Source organism: Phycobacter azelaicus, assembly GCF_014884385.1.
In the GTDB taxonomy this organism is placed as follows: domain Bacteria; phylum Pseudomonadota; class Alphaproteobacteria; order Rhodobacterales; family Rhodobacteraceae; genus Phycobacter; species Phycobacter azelaicus.
In genome coordinates, this window is the sequence record NZ_WKFH01000003.1 from 1,302,283 (window position 1) to 1,322,470 (window position 20,188).

Consider the following 20,188-nt stretch of genomic DNA (forward strand, 5'->3'; position numbering starts at 1 on the left):
AAACAAATCCTGCGTCATGGACACGAGGGCGTGAAACTTTTGAAGCATATCTTGTGGTTGTGCGATGCTGACCGCATCTGTTTGCCAACGCAAAGGAGGACAGTGCCGTGGCGCAATTGAAAAAGATACTGCTGGTGGACGACGACGACGATCTGCGCGAGGCGCTGAGCGAGCAGCTGATCATGACCGAAGATTTCGACGTCTTTGAAGCCGAGAACGGGCAGGCCGCTATGGAACGCGCCAAAGAGGCGTTGTACGATCTTGTTATCCTCGATGTAGGACTGCCTGACACAGACGGCCGGGAATTGTGCCGCCTGATGCGTAAGCAGGGCGTCAAGGCACCGATCCTGATGCTGACCGGTCACGACAGCGATGCGGACACCATTTTGGGTCTTGATGCGGGTGCCAACGACTATGTGACAAAACCCTTCAAGTTTCCGGTTCTGCTGGCCCGCATTCGTGCCCAATTGCGCACTCACGAACAGTCCGAGGACGCGGTGTTCGGCCTTGGCCCCTATATCTTCAAGCCAGCGATGAAACTCCTTGAAACCGAGGACAACCGCAAGATCCGCTTGACCGAGAAGGAAACCAACATCCTGAAGTTCCTCTATCGCTCCAACGATGGGGTCGTGGCGCGTGATGTGCTGCTGCACGAGGTCTGGGGCTATAATGCGGGCGTCACCACCCATACGCTTGAAACCCATATCTACCGCCTGCGCCAAAAGATCGAGCCGGATCCTTCGAACGCCCGGATTCTGGTGACGGAATCGGGTGGGTATCGGCTGGCGACCTGAGGGCGAAAGGAAGTCATCCTCACGCAGGGGAAGGCCGTTGACGCAGATCAAAGAGAGATCTAGCAGTCACCTTTATCCTGCAATGGATCTTCACCAAATCCCACGCATATCCGGGTTACGATATGCACCTCCCTGTTGGACTGGACCGGGCCTGGCGCCCGGTCTTTTTTGGCCTATGGCCCGTCGTTCTATGGCGGGTCAGCGAATTCGCCTCTGGTATCCTGCGCAGCCTGAGGGCAAGAATGGCGCCGACCCGCCGCTATGAAAGAGATGCGTAATGCCCTTCACACTTTGCACCTGGAACATCAACTCCGTCCGCCTGCGCGAGCCGATCGTGCAAAAGCTGTTGCAGGAAGAGGCGCCGGATGTGCTGTGTCTACAGGAATGCAAAAGCCCGGTGGAGAAGATCCCGATGGAGGGCTTTGCCGCGCTTGGCTACACCCATATGGTGGCGCGCGGGCAGAAGGGGTACAACGGTGTGGCGATCCTGTCGCGGATGCCCATCACCGAGGTCGGCAGCGAGGATTTCGCGGATCTTGGCCACGCGCGTCATGTTGCGGGGCGGCTGGAGAACGGCGTCACTATCCACAATTTCTATGTGCCTGCGGGGGGCGACAAACCCGACCGCGAGATCAACGAGAAATTCGGCCAGAAGCTCGATTACCTCACCGGCATGCGGGACTGGTTCCATGGGGAGAAACCGCAGAAATCCATCCTGGTCGGGGATCTCAACATCGCCCCGCGCGAGGATGATGTCTGGGACCACAAGAAACTGCTGAAGATCGTGAGCCATACGCCCATCGAGGTCGAGCATCTGGCACAGACACAGGATGCAGGCGGCTGGGTCGATATCACTCGGCAGGACATCCCGGACGGGCGGCTTTACAGCTGGTGGTCCTATCGGGCGAAAGACTGGGATGCGGCGGACAAGGGGCGGCGGCTGGACCACGTCTGGGCCACCGGCGACATTTCGAACGCGGGTCATTCCAGCCGGATCCTGCGCGATGCCCGCGGCTGGGAAAAGCCCAGCGACCACGCGCCGGTCTTTGCGACTTTCGATCTCTAGCACTTGGTGGCAGGGCTGGGCGCTCCCGCCTGTTCTGGAGCAATCAAAGATTGCGCCGCCACAGTTGGGCCGGGCGCCGTGCTGGCGCACGGCGGGTCTCTGTTGGCCGCAGTAATGGATAATAGACGCGTAACCGCAGCGCGCGTGCGCGCTGCGCGGCCCAAGGCCGCATAAGGCGCCCCTCAGGGCGGCTGTGGGCGCGGGAGGGGTTGCCTTACGCTGGGCGCCTGAGAACTCCTCTCTTGGTTTCTGAGCCTCAGCAATCCATATAGGGGGCAAGTTCCAAACGGAGAACAAGAGCATGATGGATATTCTCGGTAGTGCGGGCACGGCTGCGTCCGCAGGTGATCTGATCAAGGACGTCACGGAAGCGACCTTTATGCAGGATGTGGTCGAAGCCTCGATGCAAGCACCGGTGATTGTCGATTTCTGGGCACCCTGGTGTGGTCCCTGCAAGACGCTTGGCCCGGCGCTGGAGGCTGCGGTGACGCGTGCCAAGGGCGCTGTGACCATGGCCAAGATCGATGTGGATCAGAACCAGCGCCTCGCCCAGGCGCTGGCGCAGCAGGGTCTGCCGCTGCAGTCGATTCCGACGGTTGTCGCCTTTGTGCAGGGGCGTCCCATCGATATGTTCCAAGGCGCGTTGCCTCCCAGTGAAATCGATGCCTTCCTGAAAAAGGTGATTGAGGCTGCGGGCGGTGAAGCGGACGGAGGCCTTGGCGCTGCTCTTGAAGCCGCCGAAGAGATGCTGGCCGAAGGCGCCGTGGCCGATGCGGCCCAGACCTTTGCTGCTGTTCTGGGTGAGGATGACAAGAACGCGGCCGCGTATGGGGGGCTGGCGCGGGCGCATATTGCGCTGGAGGACCTGGATCAGGCTGAAGCGATCCTGAATGGCGCTCCGGCTGAGATTTCTGACGCGCCTGAGATCGAAGCGGCGCGCGCCCAGATCGAACTCGCCCGACAGGCAGCGAATGCGGGGCCGGTTGCCGAACTGCGCACCAAGGTGGAGGCCGATCCGGCCGATCACGCAGCCCGGTTCGATCTGGCACAGGCCTTGCATGCTTCAGGTGATGCAGCTGGTGCCGTTGCCGAGTTGCTGGAACTCTTCCGCCGCGATCGTGAGTGGAACGATGGCGCTGCCAAGGCGCAGCTTTTCACGATCTTCGATGCGCTCCAGCCGAGCGATCCGGTGGTCCTCGAAGGACGTCGCAAATTGAGTTCAATGATATTTGCCTGAGACGGCTGGTGCGCTACACTTCAGGCCATGTTGAAACACGCGGACCTGCCGGGCTCTTTGCCCGTTTTTCCACTGCCCGGGGCACTTTTGCTGCCCCGGTCTAAACTGCCGCTGCATATATTTGAGCCGCGTTACCTGCAGATGCTTGAGGATGCTCTGAAGACACGGGAGCGGCTTATTGGTATGGTGCAACCGTGTCCGACCCGAGATGGACAGGGGAACGCTTTGCATGCCATTGGCTGTGCCGGGCGTGTCACCCAGTTTTCCGAAACTGAGGACGGCCGATACCTGATCACGCTCTCGGGCGTATCCAGGTTTCGGGTCAGCAGCGAAATCACCGGTTTTACGCCCTATCGCAAATGCGAGGTTGATTGGTCAGGGTTCGAGGCTGATCTGGGCCGGGCTGAACCCGACTGCGGATTTGAGCGCGCGGCACTGCTGGAGCTGTTGTCTCGGTATTTCGCTGCGCGAAACCTCTCTACGGACTGGGAGGCGCTTGAGGGGGCGGATGATGAGCTTCTGATCAATTCTCTGTCGATGTTGCTCGATTTCGAACCTGAGGACAAACAGGCCTTGCTTGAGGCGCCTTCTCTTGCAACAAGGCGGGAAACCCTTGTCACGTTGATCGAATTCGCTTTGCGTAGCGGTTCGAATGAGGATCCCCTGCAATGAGCGAAGAGCAGAACCAGTCGCCCGCCTTTGACCGACGCATGTTGGAGGCGCTCGTCTGCCCTGTGACCAATGCGGTGCTCGAATACGACGCTGAGGCGCAGGAGCTGATCTCCAAGCCCGCCAACCTGGCCTTCCCGATCCGGGGTGGCATCCCGGTGATGCTGGTGGACGAGGCGCGCCCGCTGGAGTGAGGGTGGTTTGACCTGGCGAGGTTGGGCGCCAAGGACCTCTGTTTCCATACGCGCTGCATGTGCTGCTCTTATAGCTGTCGGCTTTCTTCAGATGATGGATGCCAGGGTATCGCTTTCATCGATAGGGGTGTTTTCACTTCTCGCCCTGATGGTGTGGGCTGCTCCTTTGGTTCCCTTGATTGCGATACTGACAGAGCGTTTGCGAAAAACCCCTGTATCGCCGGTGCTGGCAAAGTCAGCTTCAATCGCTGTTCATCTGTCTGGATTTCTGTTGACGCTGATCTTCTCGGCATTCGCTACGCCAAAATCGGGCCTTATGGTGATGTACCATGGTGGTGCGCTGTCACTAGGGGTGGCAGCAAGCCTGCTGTTCTTGGGGGGTAAGCGGCTGGGGCCGTTTGCAGCACGCGCTGCTTTGTCGGGAATTGTCGTCGCCACAGTGGCAGCACTCTGGTCGATCCTGTCGGCTGTCATCGTGCTTGGTCACGCAAACAGACTTGCCGGGGGAGCGCCACTCTGCATTGCGCATCACGGTCCTTGGGTGAAGATCCGGTCGATCTGGGATCTGCGGGGGTTTTCTTTGTACACAACCGATTCAGGGTACAAATCAAACTCTGGCTGGTACTTTCATGGGGTCATGATCGTAGAAAATGACGATGGGCGTCAGTACTTCAACTGGTCGCCAAGACGTATGCAGTATGACAGGATCGAACACCCCGGGCGGTTTATCGCGCCTTTGCATAATGTCTGTGAGCCGTCGTTGGAATTTTGGTCCGAGCTCTGACGGGGGAGGCGAGCGCTCCTGCGTCCGGCCTGTCCATTGGCTGCGCCAAAGCAAAGGCGCGGACTTGGGCCTGGCGCCGCGCTGTCGCACGGCGCGGTTGTGCCTCAATCAGATGGGCTTGCCTTGCAGCAAGCGGGGTAGATCCCCGGTAAGACCGGCAGCCTCGCGCATGAAGCCTCGGCGCAGGCCGGGCAGGGCACCTGCCAGTCCCATAGCGATGTCGCGGCCCAGCCGCAGAAGCGGGTTGTCGTTGGAAAAGAGCTTGTTGAACACATCCGTGGCCATGGCCAGTGTCGCGGTGTCAAACCGGCGCCACTGCTGGTAGCGTTCCAGAACAAGTGAAGATCCAATATCCTCGCCCCGCCGTGTCGCCTCGGTCAGCACCTCGGCCAGCGCGCCCACATCGCGCAGGCCCGCGTTCAGGCCCTGTCCGGCAATCGGGTGCATCCCGTGGGCGGCATCGCCGATCAGCGCCAGACGATCCGCGATGAAGCTGTTTGCGACGGTCAGGTTCAGCGGATAGGTGAAGCGTTTGCCTGCCAGTGAAATCTCGCCCAGGAAATCCCCGAACCGAGGCTTCAGAGCTGCGATGTAACCGGCATCATCTAGCGCGTGTATGGCTGCGGCAGTCTCGGTCCTTTCGCTCCAGACGATGGAGGAGCGATTGCCGGGAAGGGGCAGGATAGCCAGCGGCCCTGCGGGCATGAAGAACTGATGAGCAATGCCGCCATGGGGCTTATCATGTTCGATGGCGCAGACCAGTGCGGTCTGCCCGTAGTCCCAGCCGCTGCGCTTGATCCCGGCGCGCTGTGCAGTGCCGCTTTTGCGCCCGTCCGAGCCGACCAGCAGCCTGCCACGCAATTCGGACCCGTCATCCAGGGTCACGATAACCCCGGTTGCGTCCGGCGACTGGGCCACCACGCGGCGCCCATTCACCGTGGTGATCAAGGGCTCGTCCTTCATTGCCTCAAGGAAGGCACGGCGCAGGAAGCGGTCTTCGACCATATAGCCCATGGGACCTTCTTCGATCTCGGTATGGTCAAAGTGAATGAAAAAAGGGGCGGGTCCTTCGCCCGCGTGACCGTCCGATGCTTTGATCTCGAGCATGGGCTGCGCCTTGTCCGCCACATGCGGCCAGACGCCGATCCGGTCGAGCAGGCGTTTGGAGGCCAGCGCCAGCGCATAGCCGCGCCCGTCGAAGCCGTCGTCTTGCAGGGCCAGTTCGGGCAGGGCGTCGATCACGGTCACGCTGTGGCCAGTCTGGGCCAGCGCCAGCGCCAGCGCAGGGCCGTTCAGCCCGCCGCCAACAATCAGGATATCAGAGCTGTTCATCATTGGGTGCAATATGCGCTTTGTACGGAGATTGTCCAACCGAATGTCCCGCTTGCGTCCTGTGCGGGATTGTCCCACCGACAACCTATCGTTACCGTCGCGCCCAAAGACACAGGGCGTGCAGGGTGCAAAACGGGAGAAACGACGGATGCATGAGTGGCTGAAGATGACTGCGGCAGAGCTGGGACGCGGAATCGGTGCGGGAGAGATCGATCCGATTGACCTGACCGGCTGTTATCTGGATGCCATCGATGCTCATCCTCTGCGCGATAGGATTTATGCCGAGGTCACTCATGACCGCGCTCTTGCCGAGGCCGAGGCCGCCTCCAAGCGGGCCAAGCTGGATCTGCGGCGATCGGCTCTAGATGGGGTGCCGATCAGCTGGAAAGATCTGTTCGACAGCGCCGGAACCAGGACTGAAGCGGGATCAGACCTTCTGAAAGGTCGCGTGCCTGAGCGCGATGCGCGTGTTCTGGAAAGTGCCACCTCCATGGGAACGGTATGTCTGGGCAAGACGCATATGAGCGAGCTGGCCTTCTCCGGTCTTGGCCTCAACCCCGTAAAAGCAACCCCACCTTGTGTGAGTAATGAAGGTGCTGTTCCCGGCGGGTCGTCTTCCGGTGCCGCGGCTTCGGTTGCCTTTGGTCTGGCCGCTTGCGGGATCGGCTCTGATACGGGCGGATCGGTGCGGATTCCCTCGGCTTGGAATAACCTTGTCGGGCTCAAGACCACCTCGGGCCGTATCAGCCTTGAAGGAGTCGTGCCTCTGTGCCTCAAGTTCGATACCGTCGGCCCATTGGCCCGCTCGGTCGAAGATGCCGGTCTGATGTTGGGTCTCATGGAGGGCACCAACGGCCCGGATCTGCGCAACCCGCCAACGCTGAAAGGCCGCCGCTTTGCCGATCTGCGCACAATCGCACGTGATGATTTGGAACCGGGGGTTGCAGCGGCCCATGTCGAAACTCTGGGCAAGCTGAAGGCGGCTGGCGCCGAAATCGTGCCACTTGAGGTGCCGCAGCTGCAAGAGGCTATGGATCTCAGCGCCATCCTCTACACGACCGAGGCCTACGGGCTTTGGAAGGACGTCATCGAGTCCAGCCCCGAGGTGATGTTTGCCGAAATCCTTGAACGCTTCCGGGCGGGCGCCCAGTTCAGCGGGCCCGATTATGTGGCCGCTTGGGCTAAGCTGGAGCAGTGCCGCATGGTCTGGGATCAGGCGGTTTCGGGCTTTGACGGGGTGTTGACGCCAACATGCCCTATCCTTCCGCCCAACATGGACCGGCTGGAGAAGGATCGCGATTACTACGTCAAGGCCAACCTTCTGACCCTGCGCAACACACGGATTGGAAATCTGATGGGCCTTTGCGCCCTGACCTTGCCGACTGGCAAGGCGTCCTGTGGGTTGCAGATCCTGGGTCAGCCCGACTGCGAAGAGGCGCTGCTGAGAATCGGAGCGGGGGTAGAAGCCGTCTTGTTGTGACAAAATTTCGGTAGGCTTGCGTAGCTTTTGCGGACGTTGTCCTGAAAGCCACAAATTCACCGTGCAGGGTCCATGCGACTGGACGGATGGGGTCGTGCTCTGTACCTTGTTTGCAAACGGGGCGCCAATGATCCCGAACCTGAGGCATATGCGATGAACTTCCCTGAGCGGTTTTCGAACCTGCCAGCCTATGCGTTCCCGCGTCTGCGGGCGTTGTTGGACCACCACACTCCCGGCGGGGATGTGGTGCATATGACCATTGGTGAGCCGAAACATGCGTTTCCGGCCTGGGTCACGGATGTCATCGCGCAGAATGCTGCCGGGTTTAACAGCTACCCGCCAAATGATGGATCTGACGAATTGCGCGGTGCCATGTGCGATTGGATTGCGCGCCGCTATGGTGTGACGTTGGATCCGGACGGCCACGTTATGGCGCTGAACGGAACCCGCGAAGGGCTCTATAATGCGGCCATGGCGCTTTGCCCGGAGACCAAGAATGACGCTCGGCCGGTGGTGCTGATCCCTAACCCGTTCTACCAAGTCTATATGGTGGCCACAATTTCGGTTGGGGCAGAGCCGGTCTTTGTGCCTGCAACCTCTGCCACTGGTCACTTGCCCGATTACGCAAACCTTCCCGAAGAGGTGCTGAACCGCACTGCGGTGGCCTATATCTGCTCTCCGGCGAATCCGCAGGGGGCTGTTGCCTCACGCGAGTACTGGGCTGATCTGGTGCGGCTGGCGGAAAAGTATGATTTCCGCATCTTTGCCGACGAATGCTACTCAGAGATCTACCGCGATGAAGCGCCTGTTGGCGCGCTTACCGTGGCGCAGGAACTGGGCGCCGATCCTGAGCGTGTGGTGCTGTTCAACTCCTTGTCGAAACGCTCGAACCTGCCGGGTCTGCGCGCGGGGCTGATCGCGGGGGGGCCGGAAAGCATCAAGCGTATCAAGCAGCTGCGCGCCTATAGCGGTGCCCCAATTCCCGGTCCCTTGCAGGCAGCGGCGGCGCGGGTCTGGGCGGATGAGGCTCATGTGGCGGAAAACCGTGCGCTTTATCAGGAAAAATACCGCATCGCGGACGATGTTCTGGGTGGCCTCAATGGATACATGGCGCCCGAAGCGGGCTTCTTCTTGTGGCTGCCGGTCGAGGATGGTGAGGCTGCAGCGCTAAAGCTCTGGACCGAGACGGGTGTGCGCGTTCTTCCTGGCGCCTACCTGGCGCAGGGCGAGGGGACAGAGAACCCCGGCAAAGGATATATCAGGGCGGCGCTTGTCGCCCCGGCAGAAACAACACGGGCGGCGCTGACCACATTGCGCGCGTGCCTTTACGAATAAAGACTGCGGTTCGCCCCCGGCAGTGGGGCGGGCGGCCAAGATCAATAGACCAATGCAGGCGAAGATCCGACACCAAGCCGGGCGACCTGCGATAAACTGGAACTGAGGTAGGCATGGCATTTCAAACTCGCAGCCGGGATCCGTTGCTGGACAGCAATATGCAGGCAGCCATTGAAAAGCGTGGCAAGGAACTGATCGGCATTGCCCTTTTGGGGTGCGGTCTGATCGCGGCTGCGATGATCGGCTCGTACACACCGGATGATCCCAACTGGATGGTCTCCACGGATGCGCCTGTTCAGAACTGGATGGGCCGCATGGGCGCCTCGATTGCGGCGCCACTGTTCATGGTCGTGGGTTGGGGCGGTGTGGCCTTTGCCGTGACGCTCTTAGCTTGGGGGATCCGCTTCCTGCTGCATCGCGGATCGGAACGAGCGATTGCCCGGGTTGTTTTTGCGCCCGTTCTTGTTGCGGTGGCGTCGGTCTACGCTGCCACGCTGGTGCCCGGCGCGGAATGGTTGTCGACGCACAGCTTTGGTCTGGGCGGTCTTTTTGGCGATACGGTGATGGGCGCTTTGCTGACACTCGTGCCGATCAGTTCTCATTTCGCTGTAAAATTGATGTCGTTCCTGATGGCGCTGGGCATGGTCGCTCTGGGTGTCTATGTCTGCGGTTTCTCTCGTGCCGAATTGACGCGCGCCGCTCGCTTCCTGCTGGTTGGTGTGGTGATGGTCTACGGCGCACTGGCCAGCCTTCTGGGCCGTGGCGCCTCGGGTGGTTTGCAGGCTGCCAAGGCCTACCGCGAAAAGCGCGCTGCCCGCGCCGAAGCTGCAGCTGCACAAAGCGCGGCAATAGCCGAGGCAGCGGCAGAGCCACAGATGTTCGAAACATACCCCGAAGATCCCACGCCTGCGCCTACACCTGAAAAGGCAGGCTTGTTTGCGCGTGTGCCGAGCCTGATCCGCCGTGCTGATCCGGATCTGACGAATGCACCGATGCCGCAGCCGGAACTGGTGGAGCAAGAGCCGTCGATCCTGGACGAAGACTTGCCGGGAGATGACCGCATTTCCCAGAAGATTGCCAATGCCGTCCGGGTGCGCCGCGCTGCGGGCAAGGTGACGGAACCCGATCCTAATCTGCCCCTGACCAAGGGGCGCGGCCGTCGCCCAGAACCGCTGGTCTTCAATGCCGATCCGTCGCCGCATGAGGGGCTTCCGCCAGAACCGCCTCTGACAGCGGCGCAGGCCGTTGCTTCGCCGGAGGTCTCGTTCGAGGAAGGCCTTGCGCAGGTGCCAGCGGCGCCGCAGGCGGCTGCGGCTGAAACGGCCGTATCGACACTGCCGCCGGCGCCCGCGGCCGCACGGGCTGCTGAACCGGCTGGGGCGATGGAGCTTCCGGTGGCGGAGCCGCGCAAAGTTGTCGTGGAAAAACCTCAGCGACGCGCGCCTGAACCCTCCACCCGCGCCAAGGCAGAAGCCCAGCCGAGCCTTGCGTTTGAAGAGGCAGATCAGGATGCGTTCGAGCTGCCACCCCTGTCGCTATTGTCCAATCCGGCCGCCATTGAACGTCATCACCTGAGTGACGAAGCGCTGGAAGAGAACGCGCGGATGCTGGAATCGGTGCTGGATGACTATGGTGTAAAGGGTGAGATTGTTTCGGTCCGCCCCGGTCCCGTTGTTACCATGTATGAGTTGGAGCCTGCGCCTGGCCTCAAGGCGAGCCGGGTGATCGGTCTGGCAGATGACATCGCGCGCTCTATGTCTGCCTTGTCGGCCCGTGTTTCGACCGTGCCGGGGCGCTCGGTCATCGGGATCGAACTCCCGAATGACAAGCGCGAGATGGTCAGCTTCCGTGAAATCCTGTCGAGCCGCGATTATGGTGACGGCACCCAGAACCTGCCGCTGGCCCTGGGCAAGGACATTGGCGGTGATGCGGTCGTCGCTGATCTGTCGAAGATGCCTCACTTGCTGATCGCGGGTACCACCGGCTCCGGTAAGTCTGTTGCTATCAACACGATGATTCTGTCGCTGCTCTATAAGCTCAGCCCGGATGAATGCCGCCTGATCATGATCGACCCCAAGATGCTGGAGCTGTCCGTCTATGACGGCATCCCGCACCTCCTGTCGCCCGTGGTGACCGACCCGAAAAAGGCGGTTGTCGCCCTCAAATGGGTCGTGGGCGAGATGGAAGACCGCTATCGCAAGATGTCCAAGATGGGCGTGCGTAACATCGCCGGCTACAACGGTCGCGTGAAAGAGGCGCTGTCCAAGGGCGAGATGTTCTCCCGCACAGTGCAGACTGGTTTTGACGATGACACCGGCGAGCCAGTGTTCGAAACGGAAGAGTTCGCACCCGAGGCGCTGCCCTATATCGTTGTCATCGTGGACGAAATGGCCGACCTGATGATGGTTGCAGGCAAAGAGATCGAGGCCTGCATCCAGCGTCTGGCGCAAATGGCGCGGGCGAGCGGCATTCACCTGATCATGGCCACGCAGCGCCCCTCGGTTGACGTAATCACCGGCACCATCAAGGCGAACTTCCCGACCCGGATCTCCTTCCAGGTGACCGGAAAGATCGACAGCCGTACCATCTTGGGTGAGATGGGCGCCGAGCAACTCTTGGGCATGGGCGACATGCTCTATATGGCAGGGGGCGCCAAGATCACCCGCTGCCATGGACCCTTCGTCTCTGACGAAGAGGTCGAGGAAGTCGTCACCCACCTCAAGCAGTTCGGCCCGCCCGCCTATGTGGGCACAGTTCTGGATGGCCCGGATGAGGAAAAGGCCGACGATATCGACGCGGTTCTGGGCCTATCGACAGGTGGCAATACCACTGGTGAGGATGCGCTTTATGATTCTGCCGTGCAGATTGTGATCAAGGACCGCAAGTGCTCCACCTCCTACATCCAGCGCAAGCTGGCGATCGGTTACAACAAGGCTGCCCGGCTGGTGGAACAGATGGAAGAAGAGGGCCTCGTCTCTCCTGCAAACCACGTCGGCAAGCGCGAGATCCTTGTCCCTGAACAATAAAGGCCGCACGAACGCCGATCGGCGGATCGGTGCGCAGGGCCGCCCTTGGACAGGGCGGCCTCTTCCTTTTGGTGCCGCAGGGCTTATCTAGACCTCATGAAACAGATCCTATTCGCAATCGCGTTTGTTCTTGCGGCGCCGGCTGCATATGCGGCTGAAAAGCTGAGCCTCAATGAGCTGTCCGCCTATCTCAACGGGCTGACCACGGCCGAGGCGCCCTTTACCCAGATCAATGATGATGGGAGCCTGTCTACCGGCAAGCTCTATATCCATCGCCCTGGCCGGATGCGGTTTGAATATGACGGGGAAAATGGCGCGACCGTTGTGGCTGGATCGGGATCCGTTGTGATTCATGACCCTAAATCGAACCAGCCGCCCGAAACCTACCCCCTGAAACGTACGCCTTTGTCTATCATATTGGCCAAGAATGTGGATTTGGCGCGAGCGGGCATGGTGGTCGGGCATCAATTCGATGGGACCTCGACGATTCTGCAAGCACAGGATCCCGAGAATCCAGAGCAGGGCGGGCTTGAACTGATGTTCACCGGTGATCCCGTAGAGCTGCGCAAGTGGGTTGTCTATGACAGTGCCGGGGGAAAGACGACGGTGATCCTTGGCGCACTTGAGACGGGTGGGAAACTGTCGTCTTTTCTCTTCAATACCGGAGCAGGCAGCAAGTCGCGCTGATCACGAGCAGGGCCAGATCTGTGCAAATGGCAGTTTCGTCTTTGTGCAGAAAATCCTCCCGCTCCCGCAGGTGCCTAGGTAGTGCATGACCCCCTTTTGTGCGGAATCAGGCCAGGCGCTATTGGCGAACACGCAGAGATAAGAGGCGCCAAATGCAAACCGCACCGCCGTTGTGCAGTGCCGAGCCCAACAGGTGAAGGACCTTCTTGCAAGGGCCTAAGACAGGTGGCAGAGCCTTATCCTTCGATTGCAAGCGACACGCTTTTCAATCATCGAAACTTTCGGCAAGCGGCAAGCTGCGCCTGATACATCAGCGCGCGATCTTCGACTTTGTCTGCGACACGGATGAGCCAGGACTTCCTGCGATAGGTGCCGCGGGCATAGCCGCTGTGGCCCTCGTGATAGGCAAGATATTGGTTGCGCGCATCATATAGCGGGATGCCGTTCCGTTCACGGGTTTTGTTCATATACCAGCCCATGAAATCCGAAGCGTCCCGGATCCGGTCCCGCTTGGCGCGGCGCTTTCCGGTTTCGCGGCGATACTCGTCCCAGGTCCCGTCCAGTGCCTGGCTATAGCCATAGGCGCTTGACTGGCGGCCCATCGGGATGACCCCCAGAAGATAGCGATGCGGCGTACGGGCATCGCCGTCAAACCGGCTTTCGTGATAGATCGTAGCCATCTGCACATGCACTGGAACGCCCCAGCGGCGCTCGGTCGCGCGGAAGGCCTTCAGGTATTCCGGCCGCTGCTTGATAATGCTGCAGGCGTTATCAAGGTTACGCGGCGGAGACTTGTACCCACCTCCACAGGAGGCAACTGCCAACAGGAGGATCAGGGCGACGATGATTCTGCTCATTGCCTCTGCCTTTTGTTTTCGGGCAGTGTAGCGAATTCACCCTTCGGGGGAAATCACATTTCCAGAAGCAGGGACAGAAGCAGAGGCAAGGCTGCAACGGACATCAGGGTCGAAACCACGACCATGCCGGCCACGGCCTGAGCATCCGCTTCGAACTTTTCGGCAAGCAGGTACGAGGTTACGGCAACGGGCGTTGCCAATTGCAGAACCAGCACGCCGAAGGCGGTGTAATCAAGGCCAAATGCCAGTCCAAGCCCCCATCCAATGGCGGCGCTGAGCGTGACCTTGATCAGCGACAGTGCAATCGCCAGACCGGTCTTTCCCGGGGTCAGCCGCGCCACGGCAACACCAAGCGTGATCAGCATCAGCGGAATGGCCATCTGGCCGATCAGATCCAGCGCATTTGTCAGGAACAGGGGCGTCTGCCAGCCTTGCCACAGGAAGAGCGCCCCCACCAGAGTCGCCCAGACCATTGGTTCGCGGAGGGCCTTGCTGCCACCGCCTTCACCGGCGACGAGGTAGATCCCGAAGGTAAAGGATAGGACGGCCGAGACCGCCAGCATCGCCACCGCATAGCCGAGACCTGCGTCCCCAAAGGCAAAAAGGGAAAGGGGAATGCCCAGGTTGCCGGTGTTGCCAAATATGAAGGGGGCAAGATAACTGCGCCGCTCGAGTTGCATGATCCGGACCAGTGCAGCACCGACGAGCGCCAGAAGGGCATGCCCTGCCAAGGCGGCGAGCACGAACCAGCCTATCGCGCTCTTATCCAGCTCGGTCTTCATCAGGGCAGTGAAGATCAAGCAGGGCACGGCCAGAGTCATCGCCAGTCTGGTAACAAACTGAATTCTGTATTCAAAACCGAGGCGCACCCAGGTGAAACCAACACCTGCCAGAAGGAAGACAGGGGCTACGATCTCGAGCACTGTTACAGCAAGGTTCACAGTCTGTTTCCCCGAAAATTTGCCTCAAGAGTTGGACATCCGTCGCCCATACGCGTTAGTAGTAATCCACGGGGGCAGCAAGACCATGTTGAGAACGCGCGCAAAATATAACCTGGGCCAGATCGTCCGCCACCGGAAGCATCCCTTCCGCGGGGTGGTGTTCGATGTGGACCCGACCTTTGCCAACACAGAGGAATGGTACGAAGCCATCCCCGAGGACAGCAGGCCGGTCAAAGACCAGCCGTTCTACCACCTTTTGGCTGAAAACGATCAGACCTATTACGTTGCTTATGTGTCCGAGCAGAACCTTGTGGCCGATTATTCTGGCGAGCCGGTCAGCCATCCGGACGTACCAGAGATGTTCGGACAATTTGATGGTGCTACATACTCCCTGCAGTACCAGCTGAACTAGGCACTTTTCCAATCAGGGGTAGTCAAAGGACGGCAAGCGCTCCCGCGCCTGCGGTTAGATCGGCTGTGCCGATCTAGCCTGACAGCCTTGGGCCCGGCGCTGCACCTTCCGGTGCAGCGCGGTCGCGCGTGACGGTGAATGCCCCCTGATCAGTAACCGAGAGCGCAGCCATCCTTGCGAGGATCGCTTGCACCTTCGAGGAGGTCACCCTCGTGGATCCGGATCGCCTGCGATCCGCCAATCGCGGTTTCCGGAATTTCGACGGAGTGACCCATGTCTGCAAGCTCTTGGCGCACGGCATCTGAATAGCCGCGTTCCACCTTCAATACACCTGCATCCGAGAAGCTGCGCGGCGCATCCATTGCGGCCTGAGGATCCATACCGAAATCGGTGATGTTTGAGACAAAGCGCGCGTGGCCGTTGGGTTGATAGGACCCGCCCATGACGCCGAAGGGCATGATGACCTTGCCGTTCTGACGCAGCATACCGGGAATGATCGTGTGCATGGGGCGCTTGCCACCGCCCAGCTCGTTTGCGTGGCCTTCTTCGAGGGTAAAGCCTGCGCCGCGGTTTTGCAGCAGGATGCCAAACTTCTCTGAAGCGATGCCCGAGCCGAAGCCGTGGAAGATCGAATAGATCAGTGAGACTGCCATACGGTCCTTGTCTACAACGGTGATGTAGATCGTGTCCTTGTGCACTGCCTCGCTGATCGGTGCGGCAGCGGCCATGGCGCGTTTCGGATCGATGAGCGCGGCCAGTTTTGCGGCCGTTTCCGGCGCCAGCATGTGCTCCAGGCGGCTTGTATGATCCGGATCGGCGATGAAACGGTTGCGGGCATCATAGGCGAGCTTGGCTGCTTCGGCTTCGATGTGAGCGCGTTCGGCGCCAAATGGGGCCATACCAGCGATTTCGAAGTGTTTGAGGATGTTCAGCATGAGGATGGCTGTTGCCCCCTGGCCGTTGGGCGGATGCTCTACCAAGTCGATGCCTTTGTAGTCTCCTGCAACAGGCGTGGTTTTCATGCAGGCCGTAGCGGCAAAGTCGTCAGCGGTATGGACCCCGCCAAGAGCATTGAGAGCAGCAACCATGTCTTCGGCTACTTCTCCGGTGTAGAAGGCATCGCGCCCGCTCTTGGCAATGCGCCGCAGGACTTCGGCTTGACCGGGCGCGCGGAAGATCTGTCCGACCGAGGGTGCTTTGCCACCGAACAGATAGCTTTCGCGCGCCGAACCCTGAAGTGTGTCTGCGTCATTGGCCCAGTCAAATGCTACCCGCGGTGCCACGGGCACACCGTTTTCGGCGTAGTGAATTGCGGGTGCAAGGATGGTGTCGAGACCCAGTTTGCCTTCGTTTTCAGAGAGGTGGCAGAACGCATCGATTGCCCCGGGAACGGATACAGCGTGTGGGCTTTGCAGGGGGATGGTCTTAAGCCCTTCAGCGCGCAAGTCTGCGGCATTTGCGGCAGCTGGCGCCTGGCCCGAACCATTGAGCGCGTGGATTTCTTCACTGCCGGGGCGGTTATAGAGCACGAAGCAGTCGCCACCGATTCCGGTCATCTGAGGTTCGCAAATCCCCAAAAGCACTGCACCGGCGATGGCAGCATCCATAGCGTTGCCGCCTTGTTTGAGAATGTCGATGGCAGCGCTTGCTGCCACTGGGTGTGACGTGGCACACATCCCATTTTGAGCAAAAACTGCAGATCGTCCCGGTTGTTGAAAGTCGCGCATGTACCTCTCCCTTTCTGCTTCGGGCGCACAGTAGTGTCTCCTTACTTAAAGGCAATGCGAAAGACGTGATGGCTGGTCAGTCACCAGGCTGGGGACCAGCATGCGGGATAAACCTGTCGTGACGGAGTGGAGGGCTGTTACGCTGGCCTAGATAAAAACACCCGGCGCCAGGACTTTGGTGGGGGCAGTGACACATGGCGCCGGGCACAGCCATTAGAAGCTTATTCTTAATGTAAGCCACACCAATTGGGCGCTATTGGGTCAAATTTGTGGTGCAATTGGGGCGCTGGTATCAGGCTTGTGTAACCTGGATCTCGAAACATAGAGAAAGTTGATTGTTGCCTGCGTTTCGCTCGTAGTGGATATCGCTGGTCAACTCGCGGATCAGGAACCAGCCAAACCCGCCTTCGGGCAGCTGATCCAGAGGAACGTCGATGTCGGCCGCTTTTCCGTCCGGGAGCTGCCCATCCGGGAATGGCGCGCCTGCATCGCTGATATTGATCCAAAGTCGCTGTGGGTCCAGCGAACACCGGATGCGGACATCCCCCGGTGCAGTTCCGGCATAGGCATGCTCAACCACGTTGTTGACCGCCTCGGCCAGGGCAATCTGCACTTCATCCGCTCGCAGTTCGGGGATACCCATCTTGCGCAATCGCGTCACGACTTCTGTGATGCCCGAGCGTGCATCCAGTTCTGTAGCCGTGAACGAGCAGGCAAAGATTTCAGCCATTTTCATCTCGCTTCGCGCGGTTTCGCATTTGCGCACTTACGTGCGCAATCATGTGCCGACCTTGGTTTCTGAGATCGCCTCTTTGAGCGATCCGTACAGGTTGAAGATCGTGTCCATGCGCGTCAGGCGGAAGACTTTTTCTACCATGGGTGTGGGACCGGCCAGATCAAGGCGCCGCCCCTGTCCAAGCTGCTTCATGGCAGCTACAATCGCTCCCAGACCACTTGAATCGATGAACTGGACCTCGGACAGATCCAAAATCACACGATCCGGGCCACTTTCGGTGGCTGACCGCATGTCCTCTTTGAACCGAATCGCCATGGCAGCGTCGATCCTCTCGGCATTGACCGTCACGATCTGCGCGCCGTCCGTTACAGTGCTGGATAGGCTCATAGTATTTCCCCGGGCGTCAATCTGTACTTCACAAGAACTCTAGACCTCAAACCTTAGCATTCTGTATGGATAATTTCGACGATTGGAGGAAAATTTCATGAAACAAGTTGTGATTGCCGGTGCGGCCCGAACGCCAATGGGCGGCTTTCAGGGCGTATTCGACGGTGTGACAGCTGCAGAACTGGGCGGAGCCGCGATCAAGGCAGCCCTGTCTGGCGCTGGCGCAGATACGGTGGACGAGGTTCTGATGGGCTGCGTTCTGCCGGCAGGTCAGGGTCAGGCGCCCGCGCGGCAGGCCGGGTTTGCAGCCGGTTTGGGTGAAGAGGTGCCCGCCACCACGCTCAATAAGATGTGCGGGTCTGGTATGAAGGCGGCTATGATTGCCTTTGACCAGATCGCGCTGGGCCATGCCGATACAATGATTGCAGGCGGGATGGAGAGCATGACCAATGCCCCCTACCTGTTGCCCAAGATGCGTGGTGGTGCGCGCATCGGTCACGGCCAGGTCATCGATCACATGTTCCTCGATGGATTGGAAGATGCCTATGACAAGGGACGCCTGATGGGCACCTTTGCCGAGGATTGTGCGGAAAAGTTCCAGTTCACCCGCGAAGCGCAGGATCAATACGCTCTGGCTTCCTTGTCCAACGCGCTGGATGCCGAGCGCAGTGGTGCCTTTGAAGGTGAGATCACGCCCGTAACTCTCCACACCCGCAGCGGCGAGCGGATCATAACCACCGATGAGCAGCCCCAGTCGGCCCGCCCGGAAAAGATTCCGAACCTGAAACCTGCTTTCCGCAAGGATGGCACGGTCACGGCGGCCAATGCCTCTTCCATTTCCGATGGGGCTGCAGCGCTGGTTCTGGCCTCCGAAGAGGCGGCCAAGGAAAAGGGTCTAAATGTGCGGGCGCGCATCATGGGCCATGCCAGCCATGCTCAGGCACCCGGCTGGTTTACCACCGCACCGGTTCCGGCGGCGCAGAATCTCTTGAAACGACTTGGCTGGTCGGTCGATGACGTGGATCTATGGGAGGTGAACGAGGCCTTTGCCGTAGTGCCCATGGCCTTCATGCACGAGATGGGGATCACCCGTGACAAGGTGAACGTCAACGGCGGCGCCTGCGCTTTGGGACATCCCATCGGAGCCTCGGGCGCGCGGATCATGGTGACGCTGCTCAATGCGCTTGAAAAACGCGGGTTGAAGCGGGGCGTTGCGGCGATCTGCATCGGCGGCGGCGAAGGTACAGCCATCGCGATCGAGCGCGTCTGATCGCGGACCAATTCCTTAAAAAGGCGGGGACCAGTCCCTCGCCTTTTTTGCGTTTCTGATCTGCCGCCGCGTTACATGGCTTGCGCGGCCGCTCAACTCCCCGCACTCTGTTTCACATATTCAATGACGTGTTGACTGAGCCACTGGCGGGTTTGGTGCTGGGAGGTTTCCAATGAAGAAACTGAAGCTGCTTTGGGCGCTGGTGCGTGTTTTGTTGCCCGAGGGTCTTGTACGCAGGCTCTATAGTGGATCCTTGCCGGTCGTTGATGAGAGGCAGGCCGATCCCAAGGCGCAGGCCGTTGCAGATCTGGTGGGTCTGGTACGCGATCCGGGCGCCGTGCCCACGGTCGCGGAAAGCCGCGCGCAGCTGGCCGGTTTCATCGAGAAGTTCGACGCGCCCTGCATGGCCCGAGTGGCGCGGAGCGACATCACACTGCCCGGTGCGGATGGCCCGCGCCCTGCGCGCCAGTACCTGCCGGACGCGATTGATCCGGGCCAGTCTTTGCCCTGCCTGATGTATCTGCATGGAGGAGGCTGGATTCAGGGCAGCATCGATACCCATGATGCGCTTTGTGCCAAACTGGCGGCGCGTGCAGGTATTTGTGTTGTGGCCTACAGCTATCGTCTTGCGCCCGAGCACCCTTTTCCGGCGGCGCCTCAGGATGTGATGGCGGGATATCGGGCTCTTTTGGACCATGCCGAGGAGCTTGGCATAGACCCACACCGTATTGCGGTCGGTGGCGACAGCGCCGGTGCCAACCTGACGGCCAGCCTGATGCACAGCCTGTCCGAGGCGGCAGTGCCCCTGCCACAAGCGCAGCTCTTGTTCTACCCGGCGGTGGATGCGCGGCTCAATTCCGCCTCGGTTGAGGCGCTGCACGAGCATGCCCTTTTGTCGCGCCCTCGGATGGAGTGGTACATGGACCAGTATCTCCCTGCAGGTCAGGACAGGCTGGCGCCGGAGGTTTCTCCGGTGATGTCTCGGAAACTGGCAGGGCAGCCGCAGGCCTTTGTACTGGTTGCAGGTCACGATCCCTTGTGGGACGACGGCTTGTCCTATGCCGCGGCGCTGGAGCAGGCAGGTGTTGCGGTCACCCTCTCGCGCTATCCGGGCCAGATCCACGGCTTTCTGAACCTCACCAAGGTGGTCCCGCAAGGGGATCTGGCCATCTCCGAGGCCGCGACCTGGCTGGGGCTGGCCTTAAACGCCGATGCCTGAGCAGGATCTTGCGCTTGGGCGCCCGTCACGGGATA

Annotated in this window: 20 protein-coding genes; 14 read left to right on the plus strand and 6 right to left on the minus strand. The window is 60.2% G+C overall.

The window, feature by feature from the left end; genetic code table 11:
- Window positions 1-107 precede the first annotated feature (107 nt).
- The 7 genes from INS80_RS07235 (at window position 108) to INS80_RS07260 (ending at window position 4,744) form a co-directional block, all read left to right on the plus strand.
- The gene (locus INS80_RS07235; RefSeq protein ID WP_192964989.1) at window positions 108-794 is read left to right on the plus strand and encodes a response regulator transcription factor; all 687 of its coding nucleotides are present in this window, start codon (window positions 108-110) and stop codon (window positions 792-794) included.
- A gap of 122 nt (window positions 795-916) precedes the next feature.
- Entirely contained in the window at window positions 917-1,072 is a 156-nt protein-coding gene (locus INS80_RS19275) for a hypothetical protein (RefSeq protein WP_226892583.1), read from the plus strand.
- Window positions 1,072-1,860, plus strand: coding sequence for an exodeoxyribonuclease III (locus tag INS80_RS07240; RefSeq protein ID WP_192964990.1), 789 nt, complete (start codon window positions 1,072-1,074; stop codon window positions 1,858-1,860). Before INS80_RS19275 ends, INS80_RS07240 begins: the two co-directional genes overlap by 1 nt.
- A 301-nt stretch (window positions 1,861-2,161) precedes the next feature.
- A complete protein-coding gene (locus INS80_RS07245; RefSeq protein WP_192964991.1) occupies window positions 2,162-3,097 on the plus strand; it encodes a tetratricopeptide repeat protein in 936 nt (311 codons plus the stop codon).
- Window positions 3,098-3,124: 27 nt separating this feature from the next.
- On the plus strand, window positions 3,125-3,769 hold the full coding sequence (locus INS80_RS07250) for an LON peptidase substrate-binding domain-containing protein (protein WP_192964992.1): 645 nt from the start codon (window positions 3,125-3,127) through the stop codon (window positions 3,767-3,769).
- A complete protein-coding gene (locus INS80_RS07255; protein WP_192964993.1) occupies window positions 3,766-3,960 on the plus strand; it encodes a Trm112 family protein in 195 nt (64 codons plus the stop codon). The genes INS80_RS07250 and INS80_RS07255 overlap by 4 nt, the downstream gene beginning before the upstream one ends.
- Window positions 3,961-4,051: 91 nt before the next feature.
- Window positions 4,052-4,744 carry a hypothetical protein gene (locus INS80_RS07260; RefSeq protein WP_192964994.1) on the plus strand — a complete coding sequence of 231 codons (693 nt, stop codon included), beginning with the start codon at window positions 4,052-4,054 and terminating at the stop codon, window positions 4,742-4,744.
- A gap of 108 nt (window positions 4,745-4,852) precedes the next feature.
- Here the strand turns inward: INS80_RS07260 and INS80_RS07265 are convergent, their stop codons facing one another.
- The gene (locus tag INS80_RS07265; protein WP_192964995.1) at window positions 4,853-6,079 is read right to left on the minus strand and encodes an FAD-dependent monooxygenase; all 1,227 of its coding nucleotides are present in this window, start codon (window positions 6,077-6,079) and stop codon (window positions 4,853-4,855) included.
- A gap of 145 nt (window positions 6,080-6,224) precedes the next feature.
- Between INS80_RS07265 and INS80_RS07270 the strand changes: the two genes are divergently transcribed.
- The 4 genes from INS80_RS07270 to INS80_RS07285 all read left to right on the plus strand — a co-directional run bounded on the left by INS80_RS07270 (window position 6,225) and on the right by INS80_RS07285 (window position 12,604).
- A complete protein-coding gene (locus tag INS80_RS07270; RefSeq protein WP_192964996.1) occupies window positions 6,225-7,556 on the plus strand; it encodes an amidase in 1,332 nt (443 codons plus the stop codon).
- Between the two features lie 153 nt (window positions 7,557-7,709).
- A complete protein-coding gene (locus INS80_RS07275; protein WP_192967222.1) occupies window positions 7,710-8,891 on the plus strand; it encodes an aminotransferase class I/II-fold pyridoxal phosphate-dependent enzyme in 1,182 nt (393 codons plus the stop codon).
- 113 nt (window positions 8,892-9,004) lie between these two features.
- Entirely contained in the window at window positions 9,005-11,917 is a 2,913-nt protein-coding gene (locus INS80_RS07280) for a DNA translocase FtsK (protein ID WP_192964997.1), read from the plus strand.
- 96 nt (window positions 11,918-12,013) lie between these two features.
- Window positions 12,014-12,604, plus strand: coding sequence for a LolA family protein (locus tag INS80_RS07285; protein ID WP_192964998.1), 591 nt, complete (start codon window positions 12,014-12,016; stop codon window positions 12,602-12,604).
- A 269-nt stretch (window positions 12,605-12,873) separates the two neighbouring features.
- On the opposite strand, the gene INS80_RS07290 is transcribed toward INS80_RS07285, so the two are convergent.
- Both INS80_RS07290 and INS80_RS07295 read right to left on the minus strand, forming a co-directional pair.
- Window positions 12,874-13,461 carry a transglycosylase SLT domain-containing protein gene (locus INS80_RS07290; protein ID WP_192964999.1) on the minus strand — a complete coding sequence of 196 codons (588 nt, stop codon included), beginning with the start codon at window positions 13,459-13,461 and terminating at the stop codon, window positions 12,874-12,876.
- A gap of 53 nt (window positions 13,462-13,514) precedes the next feature.
- Window positions 13,515-14,402, minus strand: coding sequence for an AEC family transporter (locus INS80_RS07295; protein ID WP_192965000.1), 888 nt, complete (start codon window positions 14,400-14,402; stop codon window positions 13,515-13,517).
- An 85-nt stretch (window positions 14,403-14,487) separates the two neighbouring features.
- On the opposite strand from INS80_RS07295, the gene hspQ reads away from it, so the two are divergent.
- Complete coding sequence (hspQ, locus tag INS80_RS07300; protein ID WP_192965001.1) at window positions 14,488-14,814, plus strand: heat shock protein HspQ; 327 nt, start codon at window positions 14,488-14,490, stop codon at window positions 14,812-14,814.
- Between the two features lie 149 nt (window positions 14,815-14,963).
- Here the strand turns inward: hspQ and INS80_RS07305 are convergent, their stop codons facing one another.
- From INS80_RS07305 to INS80_RS07315, 3 genes are all read right to left on the minus strand, one after another.
- Window positions 14,964-16,541: a gamma-glutamyltransferase family protein gene (locus INS80_RS07305; protein WP_192965002.1), complete on the minus strand. Its 1,578-nt coding sequence runs from the start codon at window positions 16,539-16,541 to the stop codon at window positions 14,964-14,966.
- A 292-nt stretch (window positions 16,542-16,833) separates the two neighbouring features.
- Window positions 16,834-17,271 carry an ATP-binding protein gene (locus INS80_RS07310; protein ID WP_192967223.1) on the minus strand — a complete coding sequence of 146 codons (438 nt, stop codon included), beginning with the start codon at window positions 17,269-17,271 and terminating at the stop codon, window positions 16,834-16,836.
- Between the two features lie 48 nt (window positions 17,272-17,319).
- Window positions 17,320-17,664, minus strand: a complete 345-nt coding sequence (locus INS80_RS07315; protein WP_192965003.1) for an STAS domain-containing protein — start codon at window positions 17,662-17,664, stop codon at window positions 17,320-17,322.
- A gap of 97 nt (window positions 17,665-17,761) precedes the next feature.
- On the opposite strand from INS80_RS07315, the gene INS80_RS07320 reads away from it, so the two are divergent.
- On the plus strand, window positions 17,762-18,934 hold the full coding sequence (locus tag INS80_RS07320) for a thiolase family protein (protein ID WP_192965004.1): 1,173 nt from the start codon (window positions 17,762-17,764) through the stop codon (window positions 18,932-18,934).
- A 172-nt stretch (window positions 18,935-19,106) separates the two neighbouring features.
- The gene (locus tag INS80_RS07325; RefSeq protein WP_192965005.1) at window positions 19,107-20,153 is read left to right on the plus strand and encodes an alpha/beta hydrolase; all 1,047 of its coding nucleotides are present in this window, start codon (window positions 19,107-19,109) and stop codon (window positions 20,151-20,153) included.
- Window positions 20,154-20,188: the final 35 nt, after the last annotated feature.

Excerpts from the sequence above, each read along its gene's own strand:
- INS80_RS19275 (WP_226892583.1), top strand. The coding sequence starts at position 917 with ATGCACCTCCCTGTTGGACTGGACCGGGCCTGGCGCCCGGTCTTTTTT.
- INS80_RS07240 (WP_192964990.1), top strand. The coding sequence starts at position 1,072 with ATGCCCTTCACACTTTGCACCTGGAACATCAACTCCGTCCGCCTGCGC.
- INS80_RS07245 (WP_192964991.1), top strand. The coding sequence starts at position 2,162 with ATGATGGATATTCTCGGTAGTGCGGGCACGGCTGCGTCCGCAGGTGAT.
- INS80_RS07250 (WP_192964992.1), top strand. The coding sequence starts at position 3,125 with ATGTTGAAACACGCGGACCTGCCGGGCTCTTTGCCCGTTTTTCCACTG.
- INS80_RS07255 (WP_192964993.1), top strand. The coding sequence starts at position 3,766 with ATGAGCGAAGAGCAGAACCAGTCGCCCGCCTTTGACCGACGCATGTTG.
- INS80_RS07260 (WP_192964994.1), top strand. The coding sequence starts at position 4,052 with ATGATGGATGCCAGGGTATCGCTTTCATCGATAGGGGTGTTTTCACTT.
- INS80_RS07265 (WP_192964995.1), bottom strand. The coding sequence starts at position 6,079 with ATGATGAACAGCTCTGATATCCTGATTGTTGGCGGCGGGCTGAACGGC.
- INS80_RS07270 (WP_192964996.1), top strand. The coding sequence starts at position 6,225 with ATGCATGAGTGGCTGAAGATGACTGCGGCAGAGCTGGGACGCGGAATC.
- INS80_RS07275 (WP_192967222.1), top strand. The coding sequence starts at position 7,710 with ATGAACTTCCCTGAGCGGTTTTCGAACCTGCCAGCCTATGCGTTCCCG.
- INS80_RS07280 (WP_192964997.1), top strand. The coding sequence starts at position 9,005 with ATGGCATTTCAAACTCGCAGCCGGGATCCGTTGCTGGACAGCAATATG.
- INS80_RS07285 (WP_192964998.1), top strand. The coding sequence starts at position 12,014 with ATGAAACAGATCCTATTCGCAATCGCGTTTGTTCTTGCGGCGCCGGCT.
- INS80_RS07290 (WP_192964999.1), bottom strand. The coding sequence starts at position 13,461 with ATGAGCAGAATCATCGTCGCCCTGATCCTCCTGTTGGCAGTTGCCTCC.
- hspQ (WP_192965001.1), top strand. The coding sequence starts at position 14,488 with ATGTTGAGAACGCGCGCAAAATATAACCTGGGCCAGATCGTCCGCCAC.
- INS80_RS07305 (WP_192965002.1), bottom strand. The coding sequence starts at position 16,541 with ATGCGCGACTTTCAACAACCGGGACGATCTGCAGTTTTTGCTCAAAAT.
- INS80_RS07310 (WP_192967223.1), bottom strand. The coding sequence starts at position 17,271 with ATGGCTGAAATCTTTGCCTGCTCGTTCACGGCTACAGAACTGGATGCA.
- INS80_RS07315 (WP_192965003.1), bottom strand. The coding sequence starts at position 17,664 with ATGAGCCTATCCAGCACTGTAACGGACGGCGCGCAGATCGTGACGGTC.
- INS80_RS07320 (WP_192965004.1), top strand. The coding sequence starts at position 17,762 with ATGAAACAAGTTGTGATTGCCGGTGCGGCCCGAACGCCAATGGGCGGC.
- INS80_RS07325 (WP_192965005.1), top strand. The coding sequence starts at position 19,107 with ATGAAGAAACTGAAGCTGCTTTGGGCGCTGGTGCGTGTTTTGTTGCCC.